The sequence below is a fragment of the Pontibacter sp. MBLB2868 genome (genome assembly GCF_051904785.1).
GTDB lineage: Bacteria > Bacteroidota > Bacteroidia > Cytophagales > Hymenobacteraceae > Pontibacter.
Window position 1 is genome coordinate 4,121,427 of sequence record NZ_CP196710.1, and the last position, 16,875, is coordinate 4,138,301.

The 16,875-nt window shown below is 44.6% G+C and carries 14 protein-coding genes and 1 tRNA gene; 9 read left to right on the top strand and 6 right to left on the bottom strand.

The window, feature by feature from the left end:
• From ACSX1A_RS17630 to coaE, 5 genes are all read left to right on the top strand, one after another.
• Positions 1-999 (top strand): isocitrate/isopropylmalate dehydrogenase family protein, encoded by a 999-nt coding sequence (locus ACSX1A_RS17630; protein ID WP_439880957.1) that lies wholly within the window; start codon positions 1-3, stop codon positions 997-999.
• Between the two features lie 18 nt (positions 1,000-1,017).
• The gene (locus ACSX1A_RS17635; protein ID WP_439880958.1) at positions 1,018-1,554 is read left to right on the top strand and encodes a DUF1573 domain-containing protein; all 537 of its coding nucleotides are present in this window, start codon (positions 1,018-1,020) and stop codon (positions 1,552-1,554) included.
• Positions 1,555-1,587: 33 nt separating this feature from the next.
• On the top strand, positions 1,588-1,896 hold the full coding sequence (gene yajC, locus ACSX1A_RS17640; RefSeq protein ID WP_439880959.1) for a preprotein translocase subunit YajC: 309 nt from the start codon (positions 1,588-1,590) through the stop codon (positions 1,894-1,896).
• Positions 1,897-1,997: 101 nt separating this feature from the next.
• Positions 1,998-2,876: a hypothetical protein gene (locus ACSX1A_RS17645; RefSeq protein WP_439880960.1), complete on the top strand. Its 879-nt coding sequence runs from the start codon at positions 1,998-2,000 to the stop codon at positions 2,874-2,876.
• Positions 2,877-2,884: 8 nt separating this feature from the next.
• Complete coding sequence (coaE, locus tag ACSX1A_RS17650) at positions 2,885-3,484, top strand: dephospho-CoA kinase (protein ID WP_439880961.1); 600 nt, start codon at positions 2,885-2,887, stop codon at positions 3,482-3,484.
• Between the two features lie 178 nt (positions 3,485-3,662).
• Here the strand turns inward: coaE and ACSX1A_RS17655 are convergent.
• Positions 3,663-3,737: transfer RNA gene (locus tag ACSX1A_RS17655), tRNA-Val, on the bottom strand.
• A 211-nt stretch (positions 3,738-3,948) separates the two neighbouring features.
• On the opposite strand from ACSX1A_RS17655, the gene ACSX1A_RS17660 reads away from it, so the two are divergent.
• Complete coding sequence (locus ACSX1A_RS17660) at positions 3,949-6,441, top strand: AsmA-like C-terminal region-containing protein (protein WP_439880962.1); 2,493 nt, start codon at positions 3,949-3,951, stop codon at positions 6,439-6,441.
• 372 nt (positions 6,442-6,813) lie between these two features.
• On the opposite strand, the gene ACSX1A_RS17665 is transcribed toward ACSX1A_RS17660, so the two are convergent.
• From ACSX1A_RS17665 to ACSX1A_RS17675, 3 genes are all read right to left on the bottom strand, one after another.
• Positions 6,814-7,980 (bottom strand): mechanosensitive ion channel family protein, encoded by a 1,167-nt coding sequence (locus tag ACSX1A_RS17665; protein WP_439880963.1) that lies wholly within the window; start codon positions 7,978-7,980, stop codon positions 6,814-6,816.
• 11 nt (positions 7,981-7,991) lie between these two features.
• Positions 7,992-9,218, bottom strand: a complete 1,227-nt coding sequence (locus tag ACSX1A_RS17670; RefSeq protein WP_439880964.1) for a Glu/Leu/Phe/Val dehydrogenase dimerization domain-containing protein — start codon at positions 9,216-9,218, stop codon at positions 7,992-7,994.
• Between the two features lie 68 nt (positions 9,219-9,286).
• Positions 9,287-10,360 carry an anhydro-N-acetylmuramic acid kinase gene (locus ACSX1A_RS17675; RefSeq protein WP_439880965.1) on the bottom strand — a complete coding sequence of 358 codons (1,074 nt, stop codon included), beginning with the start codon at positions 10,358-10,360 and terminating at the stop codon, positions 9,287-9,289.
• Positions 10,361-10,481: 121 nt separating this feature from the next.
• Between ACSX1A_RS17675 and ACSX1A_RS17680 the strand changes: the two genes are divergently transcribed.
• The gene (locus tag ACSX1A_RS17680; RefSeq protein WP_187068257.1) at positions 10,482-10,790 is read left to right on the top strand and encodes an ArsR/SmtB family transcription factor; all 309 of its coding nucleotides are present in this window, start codon (positions 10,482-10,484) and stop codon (positions 10,788-10,790) included.
• A gap of 138 nt (positions 10,791-10,928) precedes the next feature.
• On the opposite strand, the gene hemA is transcribed toward ACSX1A_RS17680, so the two are convergent.
• Complete coding sequence (gene hemA, locus ACSX1A_RS17685) at positions 10,929-12,203, bottom strand: glutamyl-tRNA reductase (RefSeq protein WP_439880966.1); 1,275 nt, start codon at positions 12,201-12,203, stop codon at positions 10,929-10,931.
• 113 nt (positions 12,204-12,316) lie between these two features.
• Between hemA and ACSX1A_RS17690 the strand changes: the two genes are divergently transcribed.
• Together ACSX1A_RS17690 and ACSX1A_RS17695 are read left to right on the top strand one after the other, a co-directional pair.
• Positions 12,317-13,492: an ATP-binding protein gene (locus ACSX1A_RS17690; protein WP_439880967.1), complete on the top strand. Its 1,176-nt coding sequence runs from the start codon at positions 12,317-12,319 to the stop codon at positions 13,490-13,492.
• A gap of 60 nt (positions 13,493-13,552) precedes the next feature.
• Positions 13,553-14,491, top strand: a complete 939-nt coding sequence (locus ACSX1A_RS17695; RefSeq protein WP_439880968.1) for a GNAT family N-acetyltransferase — start codon at positions 13,553-13,555, stop codon at positions 14,489-14,491.
• A 42-nt stretch (positions 14,492-14,533) separates the two neighbouring features.
• Here the strand turns inward: ACSX1A_RS17695 and ACSX1A_RS17700 are convergent, their stop codons facing one another.
• Positions 14,534-16,519 carry a Na+/H+ antiporter NhaC family protein gene (locus tag ACSX1A_RS17700; protein ID WP_439880969.1) on the bottom strand — a complete coding sequence of 662 codons (1,986 nt, stop codon included), beginning with the start codon at positions 16,517-16,519 and terminating at the stop codon, positions 14,534-14,536.
• Positions 16,520-16,875: the final 356 nt, after the last annotated feature.

Genomic DNA, 16,875 nt, shown 5'->3' on the forward strand with positions numbered 1-16,875 from the left:
ATGAGACAAGTAACCCTTATTCCTGGCGACGGGATAGGACCTGAGATTACAAATGCTGTAAAAGCTATTTTTAGTGCTGCCAACGTGCCTGTTACTTGGGAAGAGGAGAATGCCGGGCAGACGACCTTTGATGCCATTGGTGAGCTGATTCCTGCTACACTGATCGCTTCTCTTAACAAAAACCGCGTTGCGCTTAAAGGGCCGATCACTACGCCGGTAGGCAAAGGCTTTAAAAGTGTGAATGTGCAGCTGCGCCAGATGTTTGATTTATATTCAAATGTGCGTCCGGCTAAAACAACCAAAGGTATAACCACCCGCTTTGATAACGTAGACTCTGTGCTTTTCCGTGAAAATACGGAAGGCCTGTACTCCGGTCTCGAAATGTTTGATGAGCGCCTGCAGATCTCTGACTCAGTAGCGCGCTTAACGCGTGTTGGATGTCAGAAGATTATCCGTGCTGCATTTGAGTACGCTAATAAGCACCAGTGCAAGAAGGTAACAGCTGTGCACAAGGCAAACATCCTGAAAAGTGCCGGGGCCTTGTTCCTGGGCGTATTCAAAGACATCGCAAAAGACTATCCGCACATCGAGGCGGATGATAAGATCATCGATAACATGTGCATGCAACTGGTTGCAAAGCCTGAGCAGTTTGATGTTATTGTTACAACCAACTTGTTTGGCGATATCCTTTCTGATCTTTGTGCCGGCCTTGTTGGCGGACTTGGTGTAGTGGCTGGTGCTAACATCGGCGACGAAATGGCTATTTTTGAGGCCGTGCATGGCTCTGCTCCTGATATAGCAGGCAAAGGCATTGCTAACCCAACAGCATTACTACGCTCTGCCATCATGATGCTGCACCACCTGGATATGAAGGAGGAAGCAAACCGCATCGAAGTTGCACTGGAGGCCACTCTGGCTAACCCGGAAGAGTGTACCGGCGACCTTGGCGGTAAAGCTAATACAATGGAGTTTGCACAGAATATCATTTCAAAACTTTAACACGAAAAATTTTCTGATATGAAAAAGAACCTGATTTTAGCAGCAAGCTTTGCCGTAGCGATATTTGCGACTAGCTGCGATACTAAAACCACTGATAACGATGTAGTAACCGAAAACGAGATGGCTGCCCAACCAGCTGTACAGCCTGTGGCAAACCCTAATGTGGCTGCTACTGAGGAAGTGGTTGCACCGGAGAATGCTCCTGTTATTGCTTTTGCTGAAACAACTTATGACTTCGGAACCATTAAGCAGGGTGAAGTTGTAGAGCATACTTTCCAGTTCACAAATACCGGTAAATCACCTCTTATCATCGAGAGTGCTTCTGCTTCTTGTGGTTGTACTGTTCCTGAGCCTCCGAAAGAGCCGATCGCTCCAGGTGAAACCGGCAATATTAAAGTGCAGTTCAACAGTACTGGCAAAGTTGGTCAGCAGTCTCCGACTGTAACAGTGCGTGCTAACACCGTACCTAATATTACACAAGTATCTTTGAAAGGCACAGTAGAGCCGAACAACGTTCCTGCAGCCGGATCAAATGGACCGGTAAAAAGAAATTAAGCTTAAAATATACAGCTAAGAGAATCCTCACACATGCAAACCATTTTCCTACAAGCCGCACCAGACGGCGGAATGCTGCCACAGCTTCTGATGTTCGGTGCTATTATCCTTGTTTTCTACTTTTTCATGATCAGGCCACAGCAGAAAAAAGTGCGTGACCAGAAGAAATTCCGTGACGAGCTTACAAAAGGCATGCACGTGATCACAATTGGTGGATTACATGGCAAACTGATAGACGTTGAAGATAATACTGTGATAGTGGAAGTTGACAAAGGCGTTAGGTTAACCTTCGATAAATCTTCCATTTCTATGGAGGCTACTGCTAAAGCACAAAAAGTTTAGAAACGTTGCCGATTGAGAAAGTCAGAAATATAGTTTTATGGTTTGCGAAGCCATTTAGACCGCAAACAAAGCAGTACTGGAGAGTAGTACTGCTTTGTTTTGTGGCGGCTTCTACATTCTGGCTACTTAATGCACTGAACAAAAGCTACTCCACCCAGACAACATATCCGGTAAGATTTGTTTATAACACGGAGGAACTTATCCCCATAAAGCCGCTGCCTGAAGAAGTTGTTATAAATGTAACCGGAAAAGGCTGGAAACTGCTGCGCAAATCGCTGAGGGTGGAAGTGCAGCCCGCCGAAATCTATATCCGTAACTTACCTCGAAACAAATTTCTACTTGGCTCTGCCCTGCGTCCTGCACTGGTAAATGCGCTGGATGGCTTACAGCTTAATTTTGTGGTAACAGATACACTCTATTTCAATTTTAACGAAAGAGTGTCCCGTACTATCCCTCTGCGCCTGGATCCTTCTCAAAAGCTTACCGGAGAAAAGCATGCTGTTATAGGACCTGCTCTGATAGAGCCGGATTCAGTTGTTTTTACAGGTCCGTCTTCTATGGTAGACAGCCTCCCAAGTCCGATACTATTGCGCCTGCCGCAGGAACCGCTAACAGAACCCGCCAAGATCAAAGTGCCCATAAATTACAATAACAAGTCCATGGTGACAGTTAACGTAAAAGAGGCAGAAGTGAGGCTCAATGTTAAGAACCTGGTGCAGGAAGAACGGCAGATTATACCTGAGATCGTAAATGTGCCGGCAGGTAGAGAAATTACCTTGCGCCCCCCATATGTGCTGGTGCGGTACCAGTTGCTCGAAGACTCCATTCCTTCCTTGAACAGGGATAACTTTAAAGCTATCCTGAATTACAAGCGTTACAACCGTCAAGACTCTACCCTTGTTCCAGAACTTGTGCAAAAGCCCGGAGGCGTACGGAATGTAACTTTATGGCCGGAGCACATCAAAGCTGTTGTAGAGTAATCAGGACTATGCTTAAAGTCGGAATAACAGGCGGGATAGGTGTTGGTAAAACAATAGTTAGCCGAATATTTAGCTTACTTGGTGTACCTGTTTATGATTCCGATGGAAGAGCAAAATGGGTTATGCGCCACAATGCGGTGTTACAACAGGAGTTAACAGGCGCATTCGGAGAAGAAACATTCACAGAAGAAGGGGAGCTGAACCGTGCTTATCTGGCCAAAATAGTTTTTAAGAACCCACAGCGGCTCGAACAGCTGAACAGGCTGGTACACCCCCATGTACGCAGAGATTTTCTTAGTTGGGTAGCCGGACATGCCGACAAGCCATACGTTATGAAGGAGGCAGCTCTGATGTATGAGTCCGAAGCCTGGAGGCAGATTGATACCATGATCGCTGTTTATGCACCCATGAATGTCCGGATTAAGCGCCTGCTGCTACGCGATACCCATCGCACGGAGGACGACGTAAGAGCCATAATTGAGAAGCAGCTAAGCGAGGAAGAGAAAATGGCGCGCGCAGATCACATTATCTATAACGACGATCAACAGCTAGTGATTCCGCAGGTACTTGCCTTGCATGCGCATTTCTTAAAACAGGCTTTGGTCTGATCTAAAAATCTACAAAATTATTTCAAGTATGGAATAGCTACTACACGGAAGTGGCCTGTTATACTTTTGCCTGAATTCTAGCGTTTTGGAAATGTAGGAGAAGGAAAAAAGAAGTAGAGGAAGGGGCTCTTGAAAAGTATGGACATAAAAAAAGGACAACTTTTAAGTTGTCCTTTTGTGGGGCGTACTGGATTCGAACCAGTGACCCCCTGCTTGTAAGGCAGGTGCTCTGAACCAGCTGAGCTAACACCCCGTTTTGTCTTTTTAGAGACCTTTTGTCCCCGTTTGATGATGCAAATATGGGGGTTATTTTTGAAACCGCAAAACATTTACAAAAAATTTGTAATTTTTTTTTTCTTGCCTCTACTGCTATTGTACGCGTGTTATTACTGCGTTAACTTTAGGTTTTGTAAGGTGCTAAAAATCTGAACTTTCGCTCGGTGAAGAAAAGAGGTGTAAAAAAAATGCTATTTTATGTTGCTGCCAGTTTAGTGGCTGCAGTGAGCGTAGCGTTTGGATTGGCGTATGTGTATCAGGATAAAATAATCGAACTTTTTGTTACTGAAGCTAACAAGCATATCAAAACAAAAGTAGAGGTAGCTCAGATCTCACTTTCACTTTTTGAAAAATTCCCGCAGATAGCCGTATCACTGGACCAGGTGAACGTACACGAAGCCCTACCCGATAGCGACGAGTCGCTTGCGAAAGCAGACAAGCTATACTTTACTTTTAGCATACTGGATGTATTACGCGGGAAATACAATATAAAGCAGCTCTTTATGGAGCAAGGCGAAATTTATGTACGTGTTTTACCCGACGGACAGGTGAACTATCAGGTGTTTGTAACAGATAGCACAGCACCGGCTAGTGAAGACTTTTCTTTTGACCTGGAGCAAATAACACTGAGCCAGGTAGCAGTACATTATATTGACCAGCAACTGAAGCAGACTTATGAGTTGGATGCACACCAGTTAGAGGCGGCTCTGGCGATAACAAACGAAGTAGTGGCAGTTCAGGCAACAGGGAGCGCTACCATTCATACCATTCAGGTTGGGACAGGAGAATATTTTAAAAACAAAAACGTAAATCTGACTACAGCCCTTCAAATAAACCGGCAGGCCCAGACAGTGCAGCTGCAGCCCTCGGTAGTGCAGGTGGAAGGGGCTGCATATGAAGTAGGAGGGGCAATTAGCTACGGAGGCCCAACAACCCTGGACCTGAAGCTAAATGGCAAAAATGCTGACCTGCAGTCGTTGTTCTCGTTGTTACCTCAGCATATAACACAGGACTTTAGCCAATATCGTAGCGAAGGAGATATCTACTTTAATGGCACCGTTAAAGGAAGTGTGTCAGGTGCAGAGAGCCCTGCGATAACCTTTAACTTTGGTGCCCGCAATGCCTCTTTTTATCATCCGGATGTAAAGCAGCGGATTGAGAAGATTAACCTTACAGGTAGCTTTACGAATGGGGAAAAGAGGAACGCTACCTCATCAGTGCTCGAGCTGAAAAACCTGTCGGGTATGCTGAACAGGCGTCCATTCAAAGGCAATTTAAAGTATAGCAACTTTAATAACCCTCATATCGCATTTGATATACAGGGTATGCTTGATGTAGGCTATGTGCTAGGGCTTGCTAAGTTGCAGCAGGTGCGTAATGGAAGTGGCCTGGCAGATGTGCGAATTGCGTTCTCAGGAAACCTGAATGAGTTTAAAGCTCATCCGGGAAACACTACACTATCCACTTCCGGCGATATAACCCTGCACAATGTCTCGTTAGGGTTACAGGATATTCCGCTGCCATTAACAGGCTTGAATGGCAACTTTATGTTCAAACGAAACGATGTGGCGGTTTCTGATTTCAGGGGGAAACTCGGTGAGTCGGATTTCATGATCAACGGGATGTTTAAGAACGTAATGGCGTGGCTGATACTTGAAAGGCAGCGCTTGTTGGTGGAAGCTGATTTTAACAGCAACTACCTGAACTGCGATCAGTTGCTGAGTGAGAAGTTGAACACCCCAGAGACAGCCCGAACCGGTGGTGGAGGAGATTATAAGTTTAACGTATCACCAAACATTGCTTTTAACTTAAGCGCAACGATAGATAGAGTGAAATTCCGGCGTTTCAGGGCCAAGAATGTAAAAGGTGAAATAACGCTTCGGGACCAGGTCGTTTCATCTCCTAACATCTCTTTTAATGCCATTGGGGGTAATTTTGCGGTGCGGGGCAACCTGGATGCACGAAACAGGAATCACATAAAAGTTAGCACTGCCACTAAGTTGAACAACATGAGTGTAGACAGCCTCTTTTATGTCTTTGAAAATTTTCAGCAAAACTTTATCATGGACAGGCAGTTGCGCGGACAGCTTACAGCGGATATAGTTTCTGAGGTATACTTTGATAGCCAGCTGAACCCGAAAACTGACCTGCTGCAGGCCGAGATAACGGCCACGGTACGTAATGGCCAGTTACTCAATTTTGCACCCATGCAGAAGATGTCGGCTTTTGTGAAGCGGTCAGAGCTGGCTAACATGCGCTTCGCAGAGCTTCACAATAGCTTCTGGATCCAGCAGCGCACCATCTATATTCCTGAGATGGATATTCGCTCCAGCCTCTCTGCTGTGCCCACCGTCTCGGTGTCCGGGACACATACTTTTGATCAGGATATGGATTATAAGATCAAACTCCCTCTGTTTGGCAGCCGTCGACCAGACAAAGATTCTGCTTATGGGGTTGTGGCAGAAGATTCAGACGCTGGTAATAGTAGTTTGTTTCTAACCTTAAAAGGTAAGGAGAGTGACTTTAAATTAGCTTATGACGATGTGCGGGTGCGGCAGAAGATAAAAGCTGATCTGAAGCAGGAAGGGCAGGAGCTAAAGGAGTTGCTCAAAGGCAAAAAGCCAAAGGACAAAGAGAAGAAAGTGGAACTACAGGAGGGAGAGTATTTCGATTTCAATTAACTCCTGTGGCGTAGACCCATTGTTATATTATTTAGTGGAGGCAGCGCATTACTGATTCTAATTGTTGAAATAAGTAATATATGGAACATACTATTTTTACGTTCACGTAAGATAAAAGTGTGTTTACCAGTAAAAGTGGGCCTTGTAGCGGAAAAGTTATACCCCAAGGGTAACTATAGGCATAGAAGCCCGTTAAACAAACCAAATCTACAAAATAAAGATCAGTAGGTTTTACAAGAGCAGTAATAATAACAAACTTTAAATTCTGGTATAGATTATATTAAAGTTACTGCGAAACGAAACAGATTAATATTAAATTAAAGATATAAGGGTGAAAAAAAAGCAGGAGCTTCTCCTGCTTTTTTGTTTTCTTTATTTTATATCAGAATCTGATCCGACATAGAAGTTCTTTTTTGGTTCCGGCTTATCATGGCCAGGCGATGAGCGCTGAATGTAAAGCGTTTGTGTAGGGAATGCAAATTCTGCTTTATGCCTTTCCACTATCTCTACTATCTGAAAGTTGATCTCCTCTTTGATATCGATAAACTCGTTCCAGTCCATGGTGTCTACAAAGTATAATACCATGATATCTTTAGAATGCGGCCCTAAGTTTAAAAAGCGGATACGACCATCCTGGTTGGTGCGCGGGTGTTTGTCAATGTATTCCTGTATGTCTCTGGTAATAGCGCGAATTTGCTCAGAAGAGGTAGCGTAGGTTAAGTTAATATCGAATTTGGCTCTTCTGAAAGTGCGGAGCGTCAGGTTGTCGAGCGGTTTATCGATCATGTGCTTGTTGGGCAGCGTCACGAAGCTCTTTTCCAATGTTCTGATGCGTGTGCTTCGGAAGCCGATCTTTTCCACAACACCAACAAGTTCTCCTACCTGTACCAGGTCGCCTACCACAAAAGGCTGATCCAGGAAAATAGTAAAAGAAGCCAGCAGGTTCTCCAGGCTTTCTTTGGCTGCAAACGCAAGTGCCAGACCACCCACCCCAAGGCCTGCTATAAGGCCGGCAACGTTCACATCGAATACAGCTCCCAGCATGATCAGGAAAGCGAAGATCACCACCATTACTTTAGAGAAGTCCTTAAAGAATGGCACTAACTGGTCGTCCAGTTTTGAGGAAGTTCTTTCTGCCCGGTGCTTGAGTATCAGACCGATAAAATCCACGAACCGCAAGAGTACCCAGGTAAGCGCTACAATCACAAACACCTGGTAGGTGCGGAACATAAACGTTTTTAGAAAAGGGTCATTTTTGCGAAGCTCGCTTGGATCTAAGGGGTAATCCAGCACCTGGAACGCCAGGTACAGGAAAACAAGGAACATCAATACCTCTAAAGGCTGGATAAGCAGGCGTCTGAACTCAGGTAAGCTGTCCTCGTGAGAGAACCGGTTAACCAACCTATACAGAATAGTGGAAACGATCCTGGATAAGACCGTTTTAAAGATGAAGCCAAACAATAGAATACCTGCTGAAAGCAGGTATTCTGATAAATTGTTACCCAGAAACTGATATTCTAAGATATCTCTCCAGTTCATAATAAAAAAGTTTACAGCAACTGGCTTAGCGCAATTTCGAAACTAGTTTTGGCGATTTCTGACTTCTGAGAGTGCTTCTCATGTGTTTTTACTAAAGCTTCACGGATTATTGTAGAAATATCTGTGAAGATAGCCTCATCAGTGATCTCTACTTCGCTTTCCATGAGGTAAGCAAATACGCGCGCCATTCCGCAGTTGGCAATAAAGTCAGGTATAACAGATAAGTTGCGGTCAGCGAATTCACCGGTAGACCCGAAGAATATCTCAGGGTCCTGGAAAGGCACGTTGGCACCACTAGAGATAACTTCCATGCCGTTGTGGATCATCTGCTCAACCTGGTCTCTGGTGACAAGGCGCGAGGCAGCTGCAGGAATGAATATCTCGGCAGGTACTGACCAGATGCGTGCGTTTACCTCTTCAAAAGAAAGCAGGCCTTCCGGGTTAAGTGCATTCCCCTGACGGTTCAGGAAAAGGTCTGTAATCTCATTGAAAGACAAACCTTCTTCTTTTATGAGGCCGCCTGCCCTGTCTATGATGCCTACTACTTTCACACCTTTGGAAGAAAGATAGTAAGCCGCCGCTGCACCCACATTGCCCCAGCCTTGAATGATGGCACGCTTGCCTTCAAATTGTCCGCCCCAGATATCGTAGTAATGACGCACAGCCTCTGCAACGCCAAAACCGGTGATCATATCGGCCACAGTATACTTACGGGCAGTGGAAGGGGAGTAGTGCGGATCCTCGATCACCTTTACAACACCCTGGCGCAGTTGCCCGATCTTATTTATTTTTTGAGGTTCAGTGGCGTTAAAGTGCCCGTTAACAATGCCTTCCTGCGGGTGCCACAGGCCATAATCCTCTGTAATAGGGATCACCTCGTGTATCTCATCAACGTTCAGGTCGCCACCTGTTCCGTAGTAGCTCTTAAGGAGTGGAATCACTGCTTTGTACCAGCGCTCTAAAACGCCTCGCTTGCGAGGGTCGGCAGGGTCAAAGTTTATACCTGACTTGGCGCCGCCTATAGCAGGGCCAGAGACTGTAAACTTAACCTCCATCGTTTTAGCAAGTGACTCTACCTCGCGTTTGTCCAGGCCTTTGCGCATCCTGGTGCCTCCTCCGGCAGCGCCGCCCCGAAGAGAATTAATAACTACCCAACCTTCGGCCTCTGTCTCGGCATCTTTCCACTCAAAAACTATTTCTGGTCTTTTATTCTCGAATTTCTCTAATAGGTCTTTCATGCAATGGATGTTGATTTCTGTGCTTGTGCAAAGGTACAAAAATAGAGGAGAGGATACAGTAAAGGTATTTAGGCTAAATAAATTGCGCCTCCAACATTATCTTGCGAAGCTCCTGTTACGCTCTTAAGGCAATTGTACTCTCCTCGCCAGCGCAGCACGCCCAGGAAAGCAAAGATGAGGGCCTCCTTAAAAGAAACGATCTCGGGAGCCGGAACCTCTACTTTATACTTATCCCCAAGGTACTGCTGTATTAGTTCGGCCAGGAAAGTATTAAATGCGCCTCCGCCTGTAAGCAGCACACGGTGCACCCCCTGCTGGTGCAGGGTTGGGAGCGCCTGCCGGATTTGAAACGCAATATGATGGCACACAGTATGTAATTTATCCTGCACACTTGAGTTATCATCAGAAATAGTTTGCAGGCTATTGCGCAGTACCCACTCCTTGCCTAACGATTTAGGAGGGGATGAGGAGAAATAAGCAGGCTGGTTTAGTGTCTGAAACAATGTTTGCTGCATTTCGCCCTGGCGTGCTGTCTCTCCTTTGTCATCGTAAGGCTTGCTAATCAGGTTAGCCAGTGTGTTTAGCAGCATATTGCAGGCGCATATATCAAATGCCATCCTTTTGCCTTGCTGCGAGTAAGAAACATTTGCTATACCACCAAGGTTAATGCAGTAGTCATATTCCTTAAAGAGTAATTCGTCTCCTATAGGAACCAAAGGGGCTCCCTGGCCGCCCAAAGCTATGTCTAACGTTCTGAAGTCGCAGACAACAGGTAAACTGGCTTCTGAGGCAATATAAGCGCCATGTCCCAGTTGTAGAGATGTGTGTTGGTCTGGTTGGTGAAAGATGGTATGGCCATGTGAGGCAACTAAATCAGGTGCGATTCCGTGTTGTGTTACAAACTGGTGCACCTGCTGGCCAAGGAATTTTCCGTAAGCATGGTGAAGTGCAATTAGTTGGCGTGCTGTTGTAGTCTCCGCATCACGGAGGGAGTCAATTAAAGTATTGGAATATGTTAATGTACTAGTATTTAGTATTTCATATATCCAATTTTCTTTTTTATACGTAAATCTACAATATGCAATGTCTATACCGTCTAACGACGTTCCGGGCATTAACCCGATAACATGATAAGTATCCATAGACGAAAATATAAAATTACGTTGAAAGCAACTCAGCTAAATAATGTAAATGTCGTATATACCTTATTATGAATTGATGTGATTAAATGTATGTAGAAACTGTTAGGTATAAATTTTAATTATGAAAAGTTTGTTGTCAAGAGTTGAATCCAAGAAAATAGATAAGGCAGCTGCCATGCTGAAGGTACTGGCACATCCAAAGAGGCTGGCTATTGTCGATTTGCTGGGTAAAGAAGATAAGATGACTGTTACAGAGATCTATAAGCACTTAGATCTACCACAGGCAATTGCTTCTCAGCACCTTATCACATTGAAGGACAAGGGAGTTTTGTCCTCATTTAAAGTAGGTACTAAGATCTACTATTCCCTCGCTATTCCTAAACTTATTGATGTGATAGATTGCCTGGAAGAATGCTGTATCGACATCTAAAAGTGGAGGCACAGGCTGTAATAGCCTGCAATCATTTTGTGGAAACAAAGCCAAAGGTCCCCGTAACCTCTTCATTTATGAAGCTTACGAGGACCTTTGGCTTTTTATTCACTAAGAAAATATAGCTATTTACTAATTTTAGTGGTTTACTTCTGAAGATTGATTTTCGAGATCAAATAAATCGTTCAGAACATCTATCAGTGTTTCGGCTTCGCCGCGTTTACAGGCTGCTTTTAGCTGAAGTACAGGTAGTTTGAGTATTTTTTGCATCATAGACTTGGTTACATTATCAAGTCGCTTAACCTCGTCGGGGCCAAGTTTTTTCATGTAACGGGCCATCTCCTCCTGCCGGATCGTTTCCAAGGCATTTTTGAGTCGGTTGATCGTCGGCGAAACCATCATTTCCTTAGACCAGTCGTTAAACTGCTCAATAGACTCTTCTATAATTTGCTGCACCTTAGGAACAGAGCTTATCCGACGCTGTAAAGCCTCAGAAGCCTTGTTCTGAATAGTATCAATATTATACACCAGCACACCAGGTATACTTTCCAGGTCAGCCTCCACGCTGCGTGGCACAGAAAGGTCGATAAAGAACTTAAATGAAAGAACGTTCAGGCGCTTTACCATTTCCTTTGTAAAGAAAGGTGTTTCCCGTGCTACGGAAGATACAATGACATCCGCTTCTTTCAGTCCCTGTACGATATCCTCAAACGGAAGTACCTCCAGGCCACACTCTTCAGCCAAGGCCTGCGCTTTGGCTTGCGTACGGTTCGTGATTTTGATATTTTTAAAACCGGAGTCTTTCAGGTTACGGCATACATCGGCACCAATCTCCCCAAGCCCTACTACCAATATGTTGGGCTCCACTACATCGGTGGTCAGCTCCTCGATCAGTTCAATAGCTGCATAAGAAGTAGAGGCTGCACCATCGCGGAAAGAAGTTTCCTGTACAACGCGTTTATTAGTGAAGAAGATCGTATGCATTAAGCGGTGCAGGAACGGACCAGCTGTTTCATTGTCGGCAGACCACTGATAGGCAACTTTTACCTGGTTGGAAATCTGCATATCCCCCACTACCTGCGACTCAAGGCCCATTGCCACCTCGAACAGATGCTGAACAGCATCATCATGTTCGTTCAGAATGGTAAAATAATCAAAGTACTTAGAGATATTATCAATGCCTTTGGTAATCCCGAGCAGCTTTACAATCTCCTGGCTATAGTCAGTGTCGGAGCTGTAGTATACTTCTGTGCGGTTGCAGGTAGAAAGAACCAGCACGTCAGTAGCCTGGATAAAGGCTTTGAGTGTCTGGAGAAACTGTCTGCAGGATGTTTCATCTAAGGCAATCAGCTCCCTGATATCCAGCGGCGCTTTCTTGTAAGACAGGCTGATTGCTTTAAAGTTCTGAAGCATAATAACGTTAGTTCTACTAAAGTGCAAATTTAAGGTTCAGATTATTAAAATGAAACTTACTTGCCCTTAATGTTTAATTTATACTAATTTAAAATAATTTACGTGTACACTGCATGATACCCATTTACTCTCAGAAGAACAGGATTAAGCTTGTTGTTGTTATCGTAGCCCTTATAATAGGGGCTGCTACCATCACCTACACCAACATTTTAGTCAGCAAACTATCTGAACGCGAACAAGAACTGGTGCAGTTATATGCAAAAGGTCTCCGGTACATGATCAATGCGCCCAGCGATGATAATATTGTCTTCATCGAAGAAGAGATCTTGTCAGCTAACACTACAGTGCCTGTTATCTTAACAGATGAGTATGAAAATATTCTCGATTCTAAGAACATAGATTTTCCCAAAAACATTTCAGAAGCAAGAAAAGCTGAACTGCTACAGCGTGAGATCGAGAAAATGAAGTCTGAGCATGCTCCAATTGTAGTGCCCTGGGCGGAGGGGTCAGAGAATTATGTGTTCTACAAAGACTCTGCGCTGCTCTCTCAGCTGCGGTTTTACCCGTATGTGCAGCTAATTGTAATTGCCTGTTTTGCTCTGATGGCCTATTTTGCCTTTAGTTACTCACGCCGTGCTGAGCAGAACAGGGTGTGGGTAGGTTTGGCTAAAGAAACCGCGCACCAGTTAGGTACTCCGCTATCTTCGCTTATGGCATGGTACGAATACATTAAATCGAGCCCCAAATTTGAGCATGAGCCAATAATAGAGGAACTGGGGAAGGATGTACGGAGGCTGGAGGTAATTACAGAGCGCTTCTCCAATATAGGTTCAGTGCCCTTGCTCCGCGATGAGAACATACTGCTGGTTACACGAAATGCCATTAATTACCTGCAAAACCGCATCTCACGGCAGGTTAATTTTTCCATTGAGTCAACATTCTCTCCGGATATTACTGCTAAGGTAAACGTGTCGTTGTTTGACTGGGTGATCGAGAACATCTGTAAAAATGCAGTAGATGCAATGGAGGGTAGAGGAAGTATAACGATACAACTGGTGCTATTGGGCAAGGCGAACATAGCCGTGGATATAACGGATACAGGCAAAGGGATACCAAAAAGCAAAGTAGCTTCTGTTTTTCTGCCGGGTTTCACTACTAAAAAGAGGGGCTGGGGCCTGGGGCTGGCACTAGCTAAGCGCATCATCGACAATTATCATCGGGGTAAGCTCTTCGTGAAATGGTCGGAGGTGGGCAAGGGAACCACTTTCCGTATCGTCCTGAACAGATAAAAGAAGTTACCGGGGAATAGGTTTTAAAGAAAATGCGAAAAAGTGCTTAAGGCTTAAGCTGTGGTAGAAGTTGTAAGGTATAATGAAACGCATAAAATGGCTTGGGATGCTTTTGTAAAGGCATCCAAGAATGGCACTTTTTTGCATTATCGTGACTATATAGAGTATCATGCGGATCGTTTCAAAGACCATTCGCTGTTGTTTTACCGCAAGGGGAAACTGCTAGGCCTTTTTCCGGCGAATGAGCAAGAAGGGGAGATAAACTCGCATGGAGGCTTAACATATGGGGGCCTCCTGTCTGATATGCGAATGAAGTCAGGCGTCATGCTGGAAGTGTTTGAGAGGTTGAGGATGTATTTGCAGCAGCAAAGCTTCAAAAAACTGAGGTATAAAACTGTTCCTCATATATATCATCGGGCACCTGCCGAAGAAGATCTTCTTGCACTTTTCAGGATAGGCGCAACTATTTACCGGCGGGATCTGCTTTCTGTTTTAGAGCCGGCAACTGTAAAGTATAGCAAGAAGCGCAGATGGGAGATCACTAAATCACAGCAGATGCATAATCTGATAGTGGGCCGCTCTCATGATTTCAGGCAGTTTATTCACGTAGTAGCAGATTTGTTGCAGCGGAAATACAACGCTGTTCCTGTTCATAATGTGGCAGAGATTACTTCTTTGGCAACTAAGTTTTCGGAGCATATAAAGTTATTTTCAGCCACTGACTCAGAGGGTGTTATGTTGGCTGGGGTGTTAATTTATGAGACGGATACTGTTGCCCACTGCCAGTATATAGGGTATACCGAGCAAGGTAAACTGAAAGGTGGCTTGGGTGTGCTGCTTGATTATTTGTTGAAGGAGGTATTTGCCGCGAAGCCATACTTCGATCTGGGTGCCTCTATGGAGCAAAATGGATTAGAGCTAAACAGCAAGCTGTTGGCTAATAAAGAAAGTTATGGTGCCCGGGCTGTAGTGCAGGATTTTTATGAATTGGATCTGTAAAATAAGCGCACCCCTTCAGCTTCAGGAGGTGCGCTTATACTTTTATGCAGCTTTGGCAGAAGCCACTGCTACCGTATTCTTTTTACCCAGTAACTTTATAATACCCCAAAGTACTGCCGCCCCTATGGCATAAACGAGCAGCCAGTGCACGCCCCAGCTTGATAAATTTGTGCAGATCAGGTTCGCTACCAGGGCTACTGTCAGAGCGTAAGGTAGCTGTGTCTTCACGTGATCAATATGGTTACAACCCGAAGCAAGCGAGCTAAGTATGGTTGTATCGGAAATAGGGGAGCAATGATCACCGAAAACCGAGCCAGCCAGTACCACAGAGATCACATTGTAAATGATCGGCATTGTTTCCTCAAGGCTCAGCCCCTGCGATTGACTCACATACCATGCTGCAGGAAGCATAAGCGGATATAGTATAGCCATAGTGCCCCAGCTGGACCCTGTTGAAAAAGCTATTACAGCTGCCAGGAAAAACGTGATCTCAGGTAAGAAGTGCGCCGAGATATTACCAGAGAACAGGGATGTAAGGTATTCTGCTGTATACAGCTCCTGTGTTACAGCAGCCAGCGACCACGCCAGGATCAGGATAAGTATGGCCGGAAGCATTGTTTTGAAGCCAACCACTAACGATTCCATCGTTTCGGCCAAGGTCATTATTCGCTGGCCGACAGTTAACGCAACTGCTATAAGCACACCACTCAGGGAAGCCCATATCAGTGCAACATACGAGTTGGAGTCTCCGATGGTGATAGAGAGTTTCCGCATAAAGCCAATACTGGTATCAGCCCAGACTTCAGGGTTATAACCTGTATAGAGTAAGCCTATCAAAGTGCCAAAAATAACAACCACTACTGGTATCAGGGCATTCACGGCTCTGGTACGCGAAGGATCGATGGGTTCAAATTCAGCCATTTCCATTTGTTGCTTCTCCTGGCCTGCCCGGTCCATGCCTGCAGCTGTTACAGCCCCGGTTTCGCGTGCTCTTATTTCAGCATGGTGCATTGCGCCAAAGTCACGGTTCATCAGGATCAGGAACAGCATGAAAATTAGTGTGAGTACCGGGTAATAAGCATACTCCAGGGAATGGAAGAAAAGCGAATAAGCTCCTTCTTCGATGCCCAGGGAAGTAGCGGCATCTTTAATGTAGCCCAGCTCTGCACCAATCCAGGTGGTTACAAAGGCAATGGCTGCTACAGGTGCAGCAGTACTGTCAACCAGGTAAGCAAGCTTTTCGCGCGATACACGGTGCCCGTCGGTAACCGGGCGCATGGTATTTCCAACGATCAGGGTATTGGCATAATCATCAAAAAATATTGCAATACCCAGTGCCCAGGTAACCAATTGGGAGCTTTGTGCAGAACGTGCATACTTTGACAAGATATTTACCACACCAGCCATACCACCGTTCTTTGAAATGATGGCTACCATTCCTCCGATCATCATCGAAAACAAGATGACCGACACATGATCTGAATCTGTCAGGGCCTCCATCAGGTAAGTGTCGCCAACAGCCAGCAGCCCAGTGAAAATTGATTTGAATGAAAGACCGTAAATAACAAACCCACCAATCCATATTCCCGCAAATAGCGCTATCAAAACTTCTCTAAAAATAAGGGCTAGTACAATGGCAATTAACGGTGGAAGGATAGAAAGCCACATCGGGAACTCCTGAACCCCCAGGGGTGCTTCATCATTCATGCTATACAAGCGGGCGATGGTGTGTGTGCCTAAATTTGCCGTAACCTGCACTAATTTCTTTGCTTCAGGTAAGGTGAATTTTGCATCTCCTTCTGTAAAACTTATCTCCTGCAGTTCGCCATTAATGCGGAGCGGTAATGGGCCGCTATATTTTATCTGATTGCCCAGCGCATCTGTTGTGCTCAGTGCAAAAGCCGTGTCGTTTACAGCCTGTAGTTTAAGCTCTTCAATAGTGTCTTTTCCAGGCATGTTCTGCGCCTTTAAATTAAAGGCAATCAAAAGCAGCAGCAATAGACTAAAAAGTATTTTGGGTAGCTTCATTAATAGCGGATCAGAATTTACAAACCCTTAAGTAAGTAAATATTTCTAACAATCAGAAACTATTCCTGACGTCTGTATTAGCCTCCAATGATATCGGACTCTTTTTTAAAGAAAAAAAGCCTAAAGTCTCTAATAGTAAGATGTCTTATATAGTATTCATTGTATATAGAAGTAATATTATGCAAGCATACTATGTTTAAACATTGTATATGTTTTGTACTAAAACAGCGAGTTTAAAAATCTTAAGTCCTTTAAAAATATATTATTTTAAAAAAAAATTATGACTTTGCTTATAATGATCTATGATATGCATTTAAATTTTAAAAAAATGCAAGTACAATTAAAAATATGATGCA